The following is a 16,823-nucleotide window of genomic DNA, read 5'->3' as shown; positions in this document are numbered from 1 at the left end:
TGTCGTCAGTTTAATAATAGAGGCAATAGGAGATTCTCTTAAATTTCTATAGTTTAACGACTTATACCTCTCAGGTTAATCATTAGCTGTAAGCATAGGTTAGTCACGTATAAAGAATCAGGCAGATGAATCAGCACGATGCGATGGACAAGCTGTTACAGCAGCTGCAGGCCTTTAAGAAAAAGTTTTACCTCAACTTATTGTTGCGGGGGAGCATTTTCGCCATAGGCCTGCTGATGTCCATCTACATTGTGTACAGTTTGCTGGAGTACATCTTTTACTTCCCGGTGTTTGTGCGGGCCTTTCTGCTGTTCTCTTTCGTCGCCCTCACTGTTTACGCATTCGTTCGCTGGATCATTCCTCCGCTTTCAGCCTTAACCAACCTCCGGAAACTACTTTCCAACGAACAGGCCGCCGCCAGAGTAGGAGACCATTATCCCGAAATAAAGGATAAACTACTGAATGCCATTCAGCTTAAAGACCTTGACAGGACCAATGAGCTGATTGCCGCCAGTATAGCCCAACGCTCATCCCAACTTGTCAACTATCCTTTTGAAGAAGCTATTACCTATCGCGAGAACAAACCGCTTCTCAAGTACATTGCGCTTCCTGCAGTTGTGATGCTCCTGATCGCTTTGCTATACCCTACCATTTTTGTACAGGGCACAGAGCGTATCATCAATTATAAGAAGCACTATACCCCACTGGCTCCTTTCCGGTTTGTGGTGGAGAATGAGTCGCTCCAAACTTACAGAGGAGAAGACTTCGAGCTTAAAGTGGAGCTGGAGGGAAAGACTATACCTAGCGAGGTATACATTCACTACAACGGCAGACGCCAGCGGCTGCAGAAGAGCGGCGATGGCTATACCTATACCTTCAAGCAACTGCAGCGCCCGGTGGAGTTCCAACTGGAAGGCTCAGGCTTTATGTCTGGCGACTACAACCTGCACCTGCTCTCCCGGCCAAACTTAAAGAACTTCCATATGGAGGTGGCTTACCCCGCCTACCTGAAGCGCAAGCCTGAGCTTATACAAAACACTGGCAACGCCACTATACCTGCCGGTAGCATTATCACCTGGAACTTCGATGCCACCGAAACGGAGCGTGTTGAAATCAAATTAGAAAACCCCTCTGAAACGCTTGTAGCTAAATCTAAGGCAAACTTATTCACAGCCAGCAAGCAGTTTACCGAAAGCCAGAATTATGGGGTAAACCTGCGAAACGCGCATAGCACCAACAAGGAAGAGATCAATTACCAGATCACCACTATACCTGACCGTCATCCGCAGATCACATTGGAACAGTACCACGATTCTGCGCTTTACCGCTTTGTGGTGCTGGCCGGCGAAATTTCAGACGACTATGGCCTGACTCGATTGGTGCTGAACTATAAAGTAACTAACGATAAAAACCCTCAAGCCAGGTATAAGAGCGTGCCGATCGGACTGAACCGGCAGCAACTCAACCAAACCTATTACCACCAGTGGAACACAGCCGGCTTGCAGCTCAGTCCCGGCGACAAGCTCGAGTACTTTGTGCAGGTATGGGACAACGACGGACTGAAGGGGCCTAAAAGCGCACGCACGCGTTCCTTTGAACTGCGCGTGCCAAGTCGTCAGGACCTTGAAAAGGAACTGATCAGCAATGCACAGTCGGTGGAGAGCCAGCTGAGCAAATCGTTGGAGAGAAGCACCAAGCTGAAAGAGGAGCTCGCCCAGTCGGAAGAGAAGATGAAGACCAAACGTGATCTGAACTGGCAGGACAAAAAGCAACTGGAGGACCTGGCCGAGAAGCGCAAGCAACTGGAGCAGGATATCTCCTCTATGAAAGAGCTTTTTGATGAGCTCAACAAGAAGCAGAATATGCTCTCGGAACAGGACAAGCAGCTGGCCGAAAAAGCACAGGAGCTGAAGAAATTGATGGATAGCCTACTAGACGAAGAAACCAAAAAGCTGTACGAGGAGCTTGAAAAGTTACTGCAGGAGCAAAGCCCGAAAGATTCTGAACTACAGAAACTGTTGAGCAAACTTGATAACCGCGAGCGCAACATGGAGCGTGAACTCGAAAGGGCACTGGAGTTATTCAAACAGCTTCAGTTTGAGCAAAAGCTCGACAATATCACCAACAAACTGGAGGAGATGGCCAAAGAACAGGAAGAGTTGTCCGACAAAACTGCTCAGAAACAGGCAGACAACAAGCAGCTGCAGCAGGAGCAGGAAGGTATACAGAAAGAGTTTGAGCAGCTAAAGCAGGACATGAAGGACCTGAAAGAGCTCAACGACAAGCTCCAGAACCCAAACCAGATGGACGAGCAGCAAATGCAGCAGGAAAAGCAGCAGATTGAGCAGGACATGGAGCAGGGGCAACAGCAGCTTGATAAGAACCAGAACAAAAAAGCGAGCGAGTCGCAGCAGAAGGCAGGGGAAAAGATGAAGCAGATGGCCCAGCAAATGGAACAAATGCAGAACAGCATGAGCATGCAGGGTATGGAACAGAACCTCGACAACCTGCGCGACATTCTGGAAAACCTGATCAAGCTTTCTTTTGACCAAGAGGGTTTGATGAAATCTTTCCGAGGCGTTAACCAAAGCGATCCTCGCTTTATTTCGCTTTCGCAGCAACAGCTCTCGCTCCGCGACAACGCCAAAGTAATTGAGGATAGCCTTTTTGCCCTAGCCAAGAAGGTATTTCAGCTGGAGTCGTTTGTAACCCGTGAGGTGGCCCAGATGAACCAGAGTATGGACAACAGCATGAAAGATCTGCGCGACCGCAACGTGGGCCGAGCCACCGCCCAACAACAACTGGCTATGACATCTATGAACAACCTGGCCCTGATGCTGAACGACGCGCTTAAGCAGATGCAGCAGGCCATGCAGCAAATGCAGGGCAATATGGCCAGCAAACAGAAAGGAAGTAAGCCACAGCCAGGCGATTTTGGTCAGATGCAGGACGCTTTGAACAAAAAAATCGACGAATTGAAAAAAGGTGGCAAGTCAGGCAAGGCACTGTCTGAAGAATTAGCTAAATTAGCTGCGGAGCAGGAGGCTCTGCGCAATGCTTTGAAGGAAATGGAAAAGCAGGGACAGAAACCTGGCGAAAAGGGCGGCAACAGTGACTTAGGAAATATCACCAAGATGATGGAACAAAGCGAGACTGATCTCGTTAATAAACGTTTGACTGACCAGACCATCATGCGACAGCGCGAAATTCTTACCCGATTGCTGGAGGCTGAGAAGTCTATGAAGGAGCGGGAATTGGACAACAAACGTGAGGCTAAAAGCGCACAGGCTGTCGCCAGACGAGTTCCGCCGTCATTTGAAAAGTATTTAAGAACGAAAGAAAAACAAACGGAATTACTGCAGACCGTACCACCGGCCCTTACGCCCTATTACAAGCAGAAGGTAAATGAGTATTTCCAGCATATGAGTAACTAATACGCACCTTATAGCATCACTAACAAGTTATATGAATCAGGTTAAAATTCAGATTCCTTCCTTAATCGAGAACATCCGGGTTATAGAAAGCTTCATAGACAATTCAAAGGAAGAATTCGAGTTTGAAGACGACGTGTATGGCAACATCATGGTAGCCGTTACCGAGTCTGTGAACAATGCCATCCGCCATGGCAATAAATTCGATAAGGAAAAACTAGTATACCTCACACTCCAGGTAGAGAACAACCAACTTCTTTTTGAAATCGAGGACGAAGGTCCCGGCTTTGATTACGATACGCTCCCAGATCCTACCGCTCCTGAAAACCTGGAGAACCCAGGTGGCCGTGGCATTTTCCTGATGCGCAATTTGTGTGACGAGGTGAACTTCCTGGACAACGGCAAAAAGGTACAACTCATATTTAACATCACTTCCTTACAGAATGGATCATCTAATTGAGTTCTTCAGCGAGGACATCGAATTCTCGCTGGATAACCCAGAACAGATTTCCGGCTGGATAGCAGATATCATAGAGCAGCACGAGCACGAACTGGTAGGTCTGACTTACATTTTCTGTTCTGATGATTACCTGCACCAGATCAACGTTGAGTATCTCGATCACGACACGCTCACAGACATCATCACCTTCGATAATGCCGACATGGAGGGCACTATCGAAGGTGATGTTTTTATAAGCATAGACCGGGTACGCGATAATGCTGCTACCCATGGCACATCTTTCCACGACGAACTTCACCGCGTTCTCATCCACGGGGTTCTGCACTTGCTAGGTTTTAAAGATAAAACCCCTGAGCAGGAAGCTGCTATGCGCAAACTCGAAGATTCTTCCTTATCTTTGCGGAAATTTTAATCGCAAAAAAGGGAATTACCGACCCTCCTTTGATGTTTCACGTGAAACATCTCTAAATTCAGAATACATGTTTCCAGAATACGATATCATAGTTGTAGGTGCAGGTCATGCGGGCTGCGAAGCAGCTGCTGCTGCTGCCAAGATGGGCTCTAAAATTCTATTGGCTACCATGAACATGAACACCATTGCCCAAATGTCTTGCAACCCGGCTATGGGTGGTGTGGCAAAAGGACAAATTGTGCGCGAAGTAGATGCGCTAGGAGGTATGAGCGGCATCATTACCGACGAAACCATGATCCAGTTTAGGATGCTCAATAAGTCGAAGGGGCCTGCCATGTGGAGTCCCCGCGCACAGAGCGACCGCATGCGCTTTGCTGAAGCCTGGCGGCTGACATTGGAGCAAACGGATAACGTGGACTTCTGGCAGGAGATGGTGATAGGTATAGAAGTAGAGGGCGGAAGAGCCGTCGGCGTGCGCACCAGCCTGGGGATAACTATACGTGGAAAGGCCGTTGTATTAACGAATGGCACCTTTCTGAATGGTATTATCCACATCGGAGAGAAGCAGATGGGCGGTGGCCGCTCAGCAGAGAAATCAGCAAAAGGTATAACAGAGCAGTTGATCCAACTTGGTTTTGAGGCAGGCCGTATGAAGACCGGAACTCCGCCACGAGTTGATGGTCGGTCACTAGACTACAGCCGTATGGAGGAGCAGTTCGGTGATGAAAACCCATCCAAGTTCTCATACACTGAAACGACGCCATTAGCGAAACAACGCAGCTGCTTTATTACCTATACCAATTCGGACGTACACGAAATCCTGAAGACAGGCTTCGAGAAGTCGCCTATGTTCCAGGGCCGTATTCAGGGATTGGGTCCGCGTTACTGCCCATCTATCGAAGACAAGATCAACCGCTTCGCTGATCGTGACCGTCACCAGATCTTTGTAGAGCCGGAAGGATGGAACACGGTAGAAGTATACGTGAATGGCTTCTCCAGTTCTTTACCTGAAGATGTGCAGATGAAAGCGCTTCAAAAGATTGTAGGATTTGAGAATGCCAAGATGTTCCGCCCTGGCTATGCCATCGAGTACGACTTCTTTCCGCCGACTCAACTCAACCTCACATTGGAGACCAAGGTAGTGGAGAACCTATACTTTGCTGGCCAGATTAACGGAACAACAGGGTATGAGGAAGCGGCTTGCCAGGGACTGATGGCAGGTATAAATGCGCACTACAAGATAAATGAGAAAGCACCGTTTATACTGAAGCGGTCAGAAGCTTACATCGGTGTGCTGATAGATGATCTGGTGAATAAAGGGACGGACGAGCCATACCGCATGTTTACTTCCAGAGCTGAACACCGCATTCTGCTACGCCAGGACAATGCCGATATTCGCCTTACTAAGCTCGGCTACGGACTCGGATTGGCTGATGAAAGTCGCATGGCAGCTGTGGATAAGAAGATCACGGAATCAGCTGATATCATCGCCTATTTGAATAATAAGCCGATTGAGCCAGGAGATATCAACAGAATGCTGGAGCAAGTGGGCTCCGCGCCAATTGTAGAAAAGCAGCGTGCAGGCCAACTGATCAAGCGACCAAACATTGAAATAAAGCATATAGCTGAAGCGGTGCCCGCTGTAGCAGAATACCTGAGCAAATTCAAAGCTGATAGCATAGAGCAAGCTGAAATAGCAGTGAAATACGAGAGCTACATTGTAAAGGAGCATACTATGGCTGCTAAAATGGGCGAACTCGAGAACTATAACATCAAAGAGAAAATAGACTACCGCAACATACCTGCCCTGTCAGCAGAAGCCCGCGAAAAATTGCTGCGTGTACAGCCTGAAACAATCGGGCAGGCATCGCGCATCAGTGGCGTGTCACCGGCTGACATATCGGTACTAATGGTATACCTTGGAAAATAAATGAGCTACGAAAGACTGGAGCAATGCCCGATATGTGGCAAAGAAGATTTTAAAAACTTCCTGGTAGTGACAGACAACGCGGTCTCGAAAGAGAGCTTTGTGATTGTGGAGTGTGAAAACTGCAACTTCAAGTTTACAAACCCTCGACCGGATGCTGCCAGTATTGATAAGTATTACGAATCTGAGGAATACATATCGCATAGCAACATTAAGACAGGCATTATCAACAGGGCCTATCATGTGGTTCGCTCCATTACGACGAAGCAAAAAGTAGAGCTTATCAACAGGCACGCCCCTTCTAAGGGGACCATACTGGATTATGGCTGTGGTACAGGCGTATTCCTGAATGCTTGCAAACAGGACGGCTGGGACATAAGAGGAGTCGAGCCAAATACCCGTGCACGTGAGGAAGCTTCCTCACTGACAGGAGAGATAATGGCTAAGGGACTTGAAGAAATTTCTGGTGAGAAATTCGAAGTCATCACGATGTGGCATGTGCTAGAGCATATCCATACGCTAAATGAAACTTTGGCTGAGCTTATCAACTTGCTGCACGACAACGGGACGTTGATCATAGCTGTTCCCAATGCAGATTCGCATGATGCGCAGCAATACAAGGCAAACTGGGCGGCCTATGATGTGCCTCGGCACCTGTACCATTTCACGCAGCCGACGATGAAGCGCCTACTCAAAAAGCATAAGATGCAGCTAGAGGAAGTACTGCCTATGAAGTTTGATGCCTACTACGTGAGCATGCTAAGCGAGAAACAGAAGGAGGGGAAGACTAAGGTCATCAGCAGTGTAGTGAACGGGTACAAGTCCAATAGCTACGCAGAGAAAAACGGCAACGATTATTCGAGCCTCATTTTTGTAGCAAAGAGAAAATAAGCACCGCAACCGAGTGTTAATAAATAAGAACAAGGCAGGCGAAAGTTTGCCTGTTTTTCATTTAAACGAATAGTAGATGAAACTTGTCAACAGTATTTTTCTCGCTGCTTCCCTCATGACACTTGCATCCTGTGCGAGTATAAACAACCCTGAAGGAGGCCCAAAGGATGAAGAAGCACCAGAACTCCTCAACAGCAACCCCAAGCCGCAAGATCTAAATGTCAACACCCGCACGATCACGTTAGACTTTAATGAAGAAGTGCAACCAAACAACTTACAAAAGGAATTGCTGATTACGCCTTTCACTGATAACAAATACCAGGTGAGGTTAGAGAAGACTAGATTAGAACTGGTTTTTGAAGAACCGTTTGAGGAGAACACCACCTATACCTTTAACTTCCGGAAAGGCATACAGGATATCACGGAAAAAAACATAGCAGAAGGGCTAGGGCTTACGTTCAGTACAGGAACATTCATCGATTCAAGCAGAGTGAGCGGGCAAGTGGTTAAACTGCTGACACAAGAACCGGAGAAGGAAGCTGTGGTTGCCTTGTACCCAACGAACGATACCCTGAGCATCCGGAAGAGCAGACCATATTACCAGACACAGACAGATGCGAATGGGGAGTTTACATTTGAAAACATAAAGGACGGTGAATACAGGATCTACGCACTGACAGACAAGAACAACAACTCACTTTATGATAATGAGGAAGAGTGGATAGCCTACAAAGCAGAACCAATCCGCGTAACCAGCGAAGAGCAGGAAGTAGTGTTGCAAACGGTACGAATAGATACCAAACGCCCGCTTCTGCAACGCCGCGAAAGGTATACGGACCGTTTTGTAGCTAACTATAATGAAGGCCTGGAAATGTTCGTAGCAACATCCGCCGACTCCCCAAAGGATACCCTGATCCATAAGTTATCGCCAGATGGAAAGATAGTGGATGTATTTGGGAGCAACCGTTTCACTGGAGGCAGAGCCCTGTTAACCGCAATGGACTCTGCTGCAAATCGCACTGTGGATACGGTTCAAATAGCATTTGAAGGAAAGAGAGCCCAACGTGTAAGCGGAGCAAGGCTGAAGGCGAATGGCAATGATGCAGGCGATAACAACACAGTGAGTGAAGGACAGCAAGTAACAATCGAATTAGAAACACCGGTAAGCATCAAGATAAAAGAGCCCATACGCCTGCTAGCCGACAGCATTGAAGTAGCCAGACTAACGTATCCTGATCAGGTGAAATTAGATCGCTCAGCTACAGAATTGAGTTTCGTAATGCCAAAGTGGACCAACAAGATTCGTGAAGCAACCATCATACTAGATAGCGCGGGTATAGTGCCGGTACAGGGAGCGCAGTTCAGCAAACCCGCTATACAGGTAACGATAGCAGAAGCGCGTGGAACCGGAAGTTTGAGAGGAGCCGTTAAAACAGAACAGAAGAATTACATCGTTCAGTTAGTAGACAACCAATATAAAGTGAAGAACCAGGTGCGTAATACCAAAACGTACAACTTCAGGAACATTGAACCAGGTACCTACTTTATCCGGGTTATACTGGATGCCAACAACAATGGCAAGTGGGATGGAGGAGATCCGGAACTAGTCAAAGAACCAGAGCAGGTATACCTTCATGACAAACCATTGGAGATCCGGGCAAACTGGGAGATGGAAGAGAACGTAACGTTTTAGAAGAAAAAGGGAAGCAACTTAGCTTCCTTTTTTTTGTCCTGACCAACGTAAACAGGCTGACTTGCAGTGGATAAAATATACAGAAAGGTGCAACAAGTAACCCGGAGAGGATAGAGACGCTAACTTGTCAACAATAGTAAAGCAAACTGATGACGCAAAGATACTACTGAAACTTTCGAAAAAAGGGCATTAGTCACAGGCAAGAAATCAGGCAGAAAATCCTTAACTGACAAAAACGAATAGGGGAACCACTCTCACAAACTTTAGCTCATATTGATTCCTGTAAAAGGTTTACATAGCCAATGGGTGTCACCGTACTAAAGCAAGCACAAAAGATCTGAAGGTATAAGCAGCTATTAGGGACCAACTTACCAAACCGCTGTTACGGAGTGAAAAGAACCATTGTAAAATCACTTAACGCCACGCCTGACAAGTCCCCATCAGTTTGAAACGTTTGCAAATCTAGCTCTCCCCTAAAAGTGTAATAGCACGGCCTGCTACACAACAAAGCTAACCAGATATGATCGCACCAGGTAGGTTTATACCAGGACACTCCTCCCATCAAAAAGATCTGATATAATCCCGGTTAAGACGCTTAGAGTAATCGCATAGGTATAGCTAGCCGCTTCAACGGTATAAGTAACTGAAAAGGGAAACTCAGCAAGTAAGAAGTTGCGTAGAGTTGATGAGCAGTAGCGAATCAAACAATGCGTGAAACAACTATTCAAAGAAAGTAGAGCAAGCCTAGCAAAGAAAGTCTTCGGATTACCGTAAGAGGTAAAAACCTAGTGCCAGGCCAGAAGAAAAATCAGCTCTTTTCAGGAATCAAAAAAAGTGTTTAGTAATCCACAAAAAAGGTGGGTATACCTGTGGACAAGTGTGGAGTAAATCTGATAATTCAACAAGCCTATGTTCCACAGGTATACCTATAGGGCTGTGGAACACATAAAAAGTGGAAACCGGTTGACAAAGGTATACCTTAAAAAGGCTTTTCCACGGTGACACAAGCATGTGAAAAAGGTAATGCACACAAAATGGGTAAAAGTGGATAAACAGGGTAAGTAATTGAAAGCTAAAAATTAACAAAAAGATAATGTGTGGGAAGCTGAGTGCACAGACAAGGTATAGAAAAAAGAAATGAGGACAAGTCGGGATGTTCCACACTTATCAACTTGTAAACAGTCTTAATAATGAAAGAAGATTTATTTAAAGAATTATCTAATTAAAATTATTAGAAAGAGGTAAGATGTGGAAAGCTGGATAAGTCGGCTCAAAAAGAGGGAAAATAAGCTGCTTAAAAGGTCAGTACGGAGAGGTGCAAAAAAAAGCAAAAAAATAAAAGCGCTATATTTATACGGAGAAAAAGAGAACGCTAAAATTAAAGTATGACATTTCTACTAAAACTAACACCTCCTTTCGAAGACCCAGTGCTGATATTCACGCTGGTGCTGTTGATCATCCTCATTGCCCCCATTATACTCAACAAACTGAAAATACCGGGCATAGTGGGGCTTATACTAGCTGGCGTAATAGTAGGGCCGAACGGATTTAACCTGCTGCTGCGCGACTCCAGCATCGTTCTGTTTGGTACCGTAGGGATACTCTACATTATGTTCTTGGCGGGGCTGGAAATGGACATGATAGGGTTCAAAAAAACGAAAGTAAGAAGCATAGTATATGGGGCCCTCACTTTCTTTATCCCGATAATATCCGGTACAATCCTTTTCTTTTATGGATATGAATACCAGATAAATTCAGCAGTGTTACTTTCCTGTATGTTTGCTTCCCATACGCTGCTGGCTTATCCGATAGTAAGTAAACTTGGACTAACAAAAAACGAGGCAGTAACCGTAACGATTGGGGGAACCATCATCACGGATACGGCAGTGCTCCTGGTACTGGCGGTAGTAGCAGGAGTGGCACAAGGCAACATTGGGGTAGGATACTGGATAAAGCTGATGGTATCGCTGTCTATATTCGTAGCCATAGTGGTTTTTGTGTTTCCAATTATCGCCAAGTGGTTTTTTAAGCAAATAGAAAGTGAACAAGGAGCACAATTCATTTTTGTGCTCACGCTGGTGTTTGCAGCAGCGTTCCTGGCAGAATTGGCTGGAGTGGAGGCTATCTTAGGCGCCTTCCTGGCAGGATTAGCACTAAACCAGCTCATTCCACACGCATCAGCTTTAATGAACAGGTTAGAGTTTGTGGGCAACAATATCTTCGTTCCCTTTTTCCTCATAAGTGTAGGTATGTTGGTCGATGTGACCGTGCTGTTCGAGGGAGTGGAAATCATTATCATGGCCGTCGTGATCATTGTCCTGGCACTAGTTACTAAATGGGTGCCTGCCTTCATCACACAAAAGCTTTACGGCTATACTGTCACACAGCGAAATCTGATGTTTGGTCTCAGTACAGCAAGAGCCGCAGCCACGCTTGCAGTGATATTGGTCGGGTATGAGCTGCAAATAATAGGGGAGACGGCTCTTAACTTGACTGTAGTGCTGATCTTGGCCACTTCACTGAGTAGTTCTTTCATTACAGAAAAAGCAGCACGCATACTGGCAATTATCGAAAGCCGGAAGCAGCCGGATCTGAGCGAAAAGCCAGATCGAATTATGGTGCCAATAGGCAATCCGAAAACACTCGAGAATCTGGTGGACCTGGCGATCATGCTAAAAAATCCGCAGTACCATGAGCCAATTTATCCGCTGGCTGTGGTGATAGACAATGAACAAGCAGCCGAAGAAATCTATAAGAAGAACAAAATGCTGCAGGAGGCAGTTAAACACGCCTCGGCAACGGACAACGATGTACAGCTTGTATCTAAAATAGACATCAACGTGGCAAGCGGTATACTCCGAGCCATCAAAGAATTGATGATCACGGAAGTGGTGCTTGGCTGGAATGCCAAGATCACTACAAGTGACCGTATATTTGGCACGATACTCGACAACCTGCTCGAAAACACTGAGCAGATGATACTCGTGTGTAAGATCATGCAACCACTAAATACAACCAGTCGTCTGGTGGTGATTGTACCAGTAAATGCTGAACTTGAAAGAGGCTTTCTGCGCTGGATGCGAGCTGTCCGGTTGCTTTCGACGCAGCTTGGAGCTAAGGTGGTTTTTATGGCGGGTAGAAGAACCAACAATAAAATAAAAGCCACTGTGCAGAGCAGTAAGCCTGCCGTAGATGCTACCTACGTGCCTAGGCCTTCGATGTCCGAGTTCGAGAGCAACCAGACAGGTATAAGCAAAGACGATATGGTGGTAGTGATATCGGCTCGCAGAGGCACGTTATCCTATAATGGCATACTCGACAATGTACCACGCGTGCTTTCGCGAAACTACAAAGACAATAGCTTCATCATCATATATCCGGAGCAACACCCGAGCCTATACCAGGACAATCAGTTTAAGACAACTGGCTATACCAATGAAACAAGAGAGATCGAGGGCTTTTAACTATGAACTGGATTTCAGGAAAACGGATTTCAGAAAAAATCCGGAGCTATACCGTATAGGAAAAGGAGAGCAGGGCGTTCTGCTGGTAGAACCCTATAAGTCGGAGATACTGCCGCATTGGCGCTTTAAGACGCCCGAGATAGCACTGGAGTCATCGGAGCATATCTACGGCCTGTTTCTGGATTACCTCCGTCAGAATGACTTTGTAGGCGCCGACATGGCCCGCAAGTTTTTACAGATGGGCTACACCCGCTCGCGCCGCTACGCCAACCACCGCACGGGACAGAAGTACAAAGGACCCGTTCCGGATGAAAAGAAAGGGCAGAGCGGAGCGCACGGGAGAGACCAATTGCCGCTTGATCCGGACCCGGTAAAGGCTGAGTCGGCTCGTATTTTCAAGGCCAAGTGGGAGGAAGCCAAAGAAAATGAAACGTATAAAAAGATGATGGCAGACTTCAGGGCGACATACGAGGCGTAAAAAAATTGAAGGAGATGAAATCATTTAACCTTTTAATTCCGAAATTAGTAAATCACATATCTTTGCATACAAGATAAAACTAGAGAGCAACATGGTTAACAAAGAAATCAGGTTAGGCAAAGGGCTTGGTAAGATCAAGTTTGGCCTTACAATGGAAGAAGTAGAAACGCTACTGGGCGAACCTGAAGAGATAGAAGAGTCCGACGAAGAAGATGAGTTTGAGCACCAGGCCTGGAACTACTGGGAAGAAGGCTACTCGCTGTACTTCGACAAGGAAGACGACTACAAACTGAGCTGCATCGAAACGGCTAACCGCGACGTGAAGCTGTGGGAAGAGCGCATTTTCGAGATGAGCCAGGAACAGCTGAAAAGGCTGTTTGCTGACCACGGGTATGAGGATCTGGAAGAGGAAGAAATGGAAACAGGCGAGACGCGCATTTCTTACGAAAAGGAAATGATTGACCTGTACTTCGACGAGGACCAGCTGATTGCCGTGAACTTCGGCGTGTTCATTAACGACAACCTGGAGGTTGTTTGGCCAGAGAAATGAGAAATAGGTATAAATAAAAAGAGAAAGCCCCGATAACGATGTAGTTACCGGGGCTTTTAGTTTTATCCTTATCTCAGGGAGTACAGCGTATATACCTTCGCTTAGTTGAAGAAGAAGTTATAGATTTCTTCCTGAATAGCCGGGTTAATAGCGATAGCCAATATCAAAGAAATAATAAGGCCAATGGTTACCGATAGAATGTCTTTGCCTATTAAGTTCAATGTTTTGGCAATCTTCACACTGCTATCTTGCGCTCGCAGGCGCATACCTAACTCACGACCAGCCAGCAAACCAATGAACACCCAGGTCGTACTCATCGGAACGTTGTTCACTTCTTTGAAAACATAAAGTATCAGGGCATACACTAAGTCGATGATGGTGGCACTTCGCACATCGCGTACTTCTGATTTCTCGTTGATGATGTTCTGGATCTTGTCCCCTTTCTTAAAAAACAGGAAACCAAGGCCCAGGAAGATGAACAGCGTGAAGGCCAGGAATTCGTACACATTCAGCTGGCGTGGCAGGTATACGGCAATATTGGCCAAGTCTTGTGCCAACCAGATGTACCACAAAAAGCCACTGATAATCCACTGTGCGAAAACCCAGAAAGCATGCGCCTCGCCTTTAATAAAGCGTTTGATAATTTTTGTGAGCGTCAGGTAGATAATCAGGGCCGAAATGAAGGCAACAATATAACCCGCTATGCTTTTGTTGAGCATACTCAGAATGGTGCCCGAAGTAGCCGTGAACACGCTGAGTAGCATAAACGTGGTGGAGACAGGTATACGGAACCTGGTTAAGAGCAAAAGGATAATGGGGGATGCCAGCTGCAGGTATACGAAGCTGGTAGGAGCCACTTCCAGGCCGGGTGTAGCCAGGCGCTGGTACGACACATCGCCGTCAAATGCCACCCAGCTATAGGTAACCGTACCCACGAAAATAAGCCCCATAAAAAGCCACTGCCAGTACCATTTCTTGTCCTCGTTGGAGCCGATGAACGTGCCGATGGTCTGGATACTGTCGTTGGCGATGGCCGAGTAGCCCGCAAATGCAAAGCCAACCCACATGGCAATGGAAGGATAAGGATAAACAGCACCCGCCATAATCAGGGAGAATGCGATAAAGTAAAGGAACTTCTTTTCCTTCTGTACGACAACGTCCAGCAGGCCAAACCGCTTTGTAAACTTGTGTGGTTGAGCCGGAAGAACTTGCTTCGGTCCCTTCTTTTTCTTAGCCATTTTTAAGGGTTGGGTGAGATTTTCAAAAACGACGCAAGTTATCACATAATAGGCGAGAGGTAGTGCTGCCAATGTTAAGAAATTGTTAACAGCGAAGGTTTAATACCGGATATAGCCTTGATAATTATATCAAGACCTGTTAAAATTAAAATATAGAGCTGTTGCTGTACCCAAAAATCTATAAACAGCGTTTGGCATAATCATACCTTAATCTTCTATCTTTGCAGCATGGCGACACAAGAGAAAACCCCTGTAGAAAACGCACAGTTAAAAGATATCATCTCGCACGCAAAGGAGTATGGCTTCGTATTCCCGTCAAGTGAGATATATGATGGCCTGCAAGCCGTGTACGACTACGGCCAGATGGGCGTAGAGCTGAAGAACAACCTCAAGAACCTGTGGTGGAAGTCCATGACGCAGCTGCATCAGAACGTTGTAGGTATAGACGCCTCCATTTTCATGCACCCGCTCACCTGGAAAGCCTCCGGTCACATCGACAGCTTCAACGACCCGATGATTGACAACAAGGATTCCAAGAAGCGCTACCGTGCCGACGTGCTGATTGAAGAGAAGGCCGCCCAATACGAAGCCGATGGACATTACGACAAAGCCAGCGAGCTTTTGGTGGAAATGGGTAAGCTGTTAGGCGCCGAGGAACTGGACGCGGTACGTGAGCTGATCATCCGTGAAAATATCAAATGCCCGATCTCCGGTACTACCAACTGGACCGAGGTGCGTCAGTTTAACCTGATGTTCTCGACGCAGGTTGGTTCCGTGGCCGAGGACTCCAGTACCATTTACCTGCGCCCCGAAACGGCACAAGGTATATTCGTGAACTTCCTAAACGTGCAGAAGACCGGCCGCATGAAGGTGCCATTTGGTATCGCGCAAATCGGTAAGGCTTTCCGTAACGAGATTGTGGCCCGTCAGTTCATCTTCCGCATGCGCGAGTTTGAGCAGATGGAAATGCAGTTTTTCGTGCGCCCTGGCACCGAGATGGAGTGGTACAACACCTGGAAAGAGAACCGTAAGAAATGGCACGAGGCCATCGGTATACCTGCCGACAGCCTGCGCTACCACGACCACGAGAAGCTGGCCCACTACGCCAACGCCGCCGTGGACATCGAATTTAAATTCCCGTTCGGTTTCAAAGAAGTGGAAGGTATACACTCCCGTACCGACTTTGACCTGACGCAGCACCAGGAGCTGAGTCGCAAGAAACTGCAGTACTTCGACAACGATCTGAACGAAGACGGCAAGCCGTATGGCAACTACATTCCTTATGTGGTGGAGACATCCGTTGGAGCCGATCGCCTGTTCCTGATGACATTCTGCAGCGCCTATACCGAAGAAGAAATCACTGAAGGTGACCAAACCAAGACACGTACCTTCCTGAAATTCCACCCGGCTCTGTCACCGGTGAAGGCCGCCATCCTGCCACTCACGAAAAAAGACGGTCTGCCAGAGAAAGCGACTGAGATCTTCAACGCACTGCGCTACGACTTCAACACGATCTATGAAGAGCGTGACTCCATCGGCAAGCGTTATACCCGTCAGGACCTGATTGGTACGCCGTTCTGTATCGCCGTGGACCACCAGACGCTCGAAGACAACACGGTAACCGTACGCGACCGCGACTCCCGTGAGCAGGTGCGCATGCCTATCAGCGAACTGCACAGCTACATCGACAAAGCCGTTAACTTCAAGAGCATATTTGAGAAGCTGGCCTAAAGTATAGGTATAGCATGAATAGAAAGCAGCCTGCGGCATCAAGTCGTAGGCTGTTTTTGTTTTGTAGTCAATCGTTCAAGTACTAATATTAGCTATAGGCGAAGCTATTTAAGGCGTCCAATAGGTATAGGTATACCTTAAAAGAACGCTGAAAATGTCCTGAAACAAAGTAAAGTGCTTTTGTTATGTTAAGCTATGCTTCGTTTTATGTGTAAAATTACTCATATTTGAGAGCATGACAAGGGTGTATTAGCTTCATATACAGGTTTTTATGATTATTTAAATACCTTGTAATCCACAGTTATACCTGTAGCACTCACCTTAAAGCAACTTGAGGTGATTATTGAAGGTATAGCTGTGCACCTACACATCAGACATACAGACAGGCAGGTATAAGGAAGCCTAAGATACTGCTACATTTTTCAGATACCTTTTCAACTGGTCTCCGGACAGACCAAAGAAGCTTTTAGCAATAGAATATTACAGGGCCAATCGTGTATAACTGTTTCATAAAGTGCCTTTGGGTCACACAAACGCATTTTACGAGT

At 46.6% G+C, this 16,823-nt stretch carries 11 protein-coding genes; 10 read left to right on the top strand and 1 reads right to left on the bottom strand.

Annotated elements, in window-relative coordinates; genetic code table 11:
* Positions 1–125 precede the first annotated feature (125 nt).
* The 9 genes from L1278_RS04940 to L1278_RS04900 all read left to right on the top strand — a co-directional run bounded on the left by L1278_RS04940 (position 126) and on the right by L1278_RS04900 (position 13,306).
* Positions 126–3,434, top strand: coding sequence for a DUF4175 family protein (locus L1278_RS04940; RefSeq protein ID WP_253401494.1), 3,309 nt, complete (start codon positions 126–128; stop codon positions 3,432–3,434).
* Between the two features lie 31 nt (positions 3,435–3,465).
* Positions 3,466–3,891 carry an ATP-binding protein gene (locus L1278_RS04935; RefSeq protein WP_101444487.1) on the top strand — a complete coding sequence of 142 codons (426 nt, stop codon included), beginning with the start codon at positions 3,466–3,468 and terminating at the stop codon, positions 3,889–3,891.
* Positions 3,875–4,303: an rRNA maturation RNase YbeY gene (ybeY, locus tag L1278_RS04930; RefSeq protein ID WP_253401492.1), complete on the top strand. Its 429-nt coding sequence runs from the start codon at positions 3,875–3,877 to the stop codon at positions 4,301–4,303. Before L1278_RS04935 ends, ybeY begins: the two co-directional genes overlap by 17 nt.
* Before the next feature lie 67 nt (positions 4,304–4,370).
* Positions 4,371–6,233 carry a tRNA uridine-5-carboxymethylaminomethyl(34) synthesis enzyme MnmG gene (gene mnmG, locus L1278_RS04925; RefSeq protein ID WP_253401490.1) on the top strand — a complete coding sequence of 621 codons (1,863 nt, stop codon included), beginning with the start codon at positions 4,371–4,373 and terminating at the stop codon, positions 6,231–6,233.
* Positions 6,234–7,121, top strand: a complete 888-nt coding sequence (locus L1278_RS04920) for a bifunctional 2-polyprenyl-6-hydroxyphenol methylase/3-demethylubiquinol 3-O-methyltransferase UbiG (RefSeq protein ID WP_253401488.1) — start codon at positions 6,234–6,236, stop codon at positions 7,119–7,121. It begins immediately after the preceding gene.
* 76 nt (positions 7,122–7,197) lie between these two features.
* A complete protein-coding gene (locus L1278_RS04915) occupies positions 7,198–8,814 on the top strand; it encodes an Ig-like domain-containing protein (RefSeq protein WP_253401486.1) in 1,617 nt (538 codons plus the stop codon).
* A gap of 1,385 nt (positions 8,815–10,199) precedes the next feature.
* Positions 10,200–12,278: a cation:proton antiporter gene (locus tag L1278_RS04910; RefSeq protein ID WP_253401484.1), complete on the top strand. Its 2,079-nt coding sequence runs from the start codon at positions 10,200–10,202 to the stop codon at positions 12,276–12,278.
* Positions 12,250–12,756 (top strand): DUF4385 domain-containing protein, encoded by a 507-nt coding sequence (locus tag L1278_RS04905; RefSeq protein WP_253401482.1) that lies wholly within the window; start codon positions 12,250–12,252, stop codon positions 12,754–12,756. The genes L1278_RS04910 and L1278_RS04905 overlap by 29 nt, the downstream gene beginning before the upstream one ends.
* A gap of 91 nt (positions 12,757–12,847) precedes the next feature.
* Positions 12,848–13,306: a hypothetical protein gene (locus L1278_RS04900; protein ID WP_253401480.1), complete on the top strand. Its 459-nt coding sequence runs from the start codon at positions 12,848–12,850 to the stop codon at positions 13,304–13,306.
* Between the two features lie 101 nt (positions 13,307–13,407).
* On the opposite strand, the gene L1278_RS04895 is transcribed toward L1278_RS04900, so the two are convergent.
* Entirely contained in the window at positions 13,408–14,544 is a 1,137-nt protein-coding gene (locus L1278_RS04895; protein WP_253401478.1) for a hypothetical protein, read from the bottom strand.
* A 228-nt stretch (positions 14,545–14,772) separates the two neighbouring features.
* Between L1278_RS04895 and L1278_RS04890 the strand changes: the two genes are divergently transcribed.
* Positions 14,773–16,275 (top strand): glycine--tRNA ligase, encoded by a 1,503-nt coding sequence (locus L1278_RS04890; protein ID WP_253401476.1) that lies wholly within the window; start codon positions 14,773–14,775, stop codon positions 16,273–16,275.
* The last annotated feature ends 548 nt before the right edge of the window (positions 16,276–16,823 follow it).

The organism is Pontibacter sp. HSC-36F09 (assembly GCF_024171605.1).
Taxonomy (GTDB): domain Bacteria; phylum Bacteroidota; class Bacteroidia; order Cytophagales; family Hymenobacteraceae; genus Pontibacter.
This window is presented reverse-complemented; position numbering and strand designations above follow the sequence as displayed.

Excerpts from the sequence above, each read along its gene's own strand:
- L1278_RS04905 (WP_253401482.1), top strand. The coding sequence starts at position 12,250 with ATGAAACAAGAGAGATCGAGGGCTTTTAACTATGAACTGGATTTCAGG.
- L1278_RS04890 (WP_253401476.1), top strand. The coding sequence starts at position 14,773 with ATGGCGACACAAGAGAAAACCCCTGTAGAAAACGCACAGTTAAAAGAT.
- L1278_RS04900 (WP_253401480.1), top strand. The coding sequence starts at position 12,848 with ATGGTTAACAAAGAAATCAGGTTAGGCAAAGGGCTTGGTAAGATCAAG.
- L1278_RS04940 (WP_253401494.1), top strand. The coding sequence starts at position 126 with ATGAATCAGCACGATGCGATGGACAAGCTGTTACAGCAGCTGCAGGCC.
- L1278_RS04935 (WP_101444487.1), top strand. The coding sequence starts at position 3,466 with ATGAATCAGGTTAAAATTCAGATTCCTTCCTTAATCGAGAACATCCGG.
- mnmG (WP_253401490.1), top strand. The coding sequence starts at position 4,371 with ATGTTTCCAGAATACGATATCATAGTTGTAGGTGCAGGTCATGCGGGC.
- L1278_RS04915 (WP_253401486.1), top strand. The coding sequence starts at position 7,198 with ATGAAACTTGTCAACAGTATTTTTCTCGCTGCTTCCCTCATGACACTT.
- ybeY (WP_253401492.1), top strand. The coding sequence starts at position 3,875 with ATGGATCATCTAATTGAGTTCTTCAGCGAGGACATCGAATTCTCGCTG.
- L1278_RS04895 (WP_253401478.1), bottom strand. The coding sequence starts at position 14,544 with ATGGCTAAGAAAAAGAAGGGACCGAAGCAAGTTCTTCCGGCTCAACCA.
- L1278_RS04910 (WP_253401484.1), top strand. The coding sequence starts at position 10,200 with ATGACATTTCTACTAAAACTAACACCTCCTTTCGAAGACCCAGTGCTG.
- L1278_RS04920 (WP_253401488.1), top strand. The coding sequence starts at position 6,234 with ATGAGCTACGAAAGACTGGAGCAATGCCCGATATGTGGCAAAGAAGAT.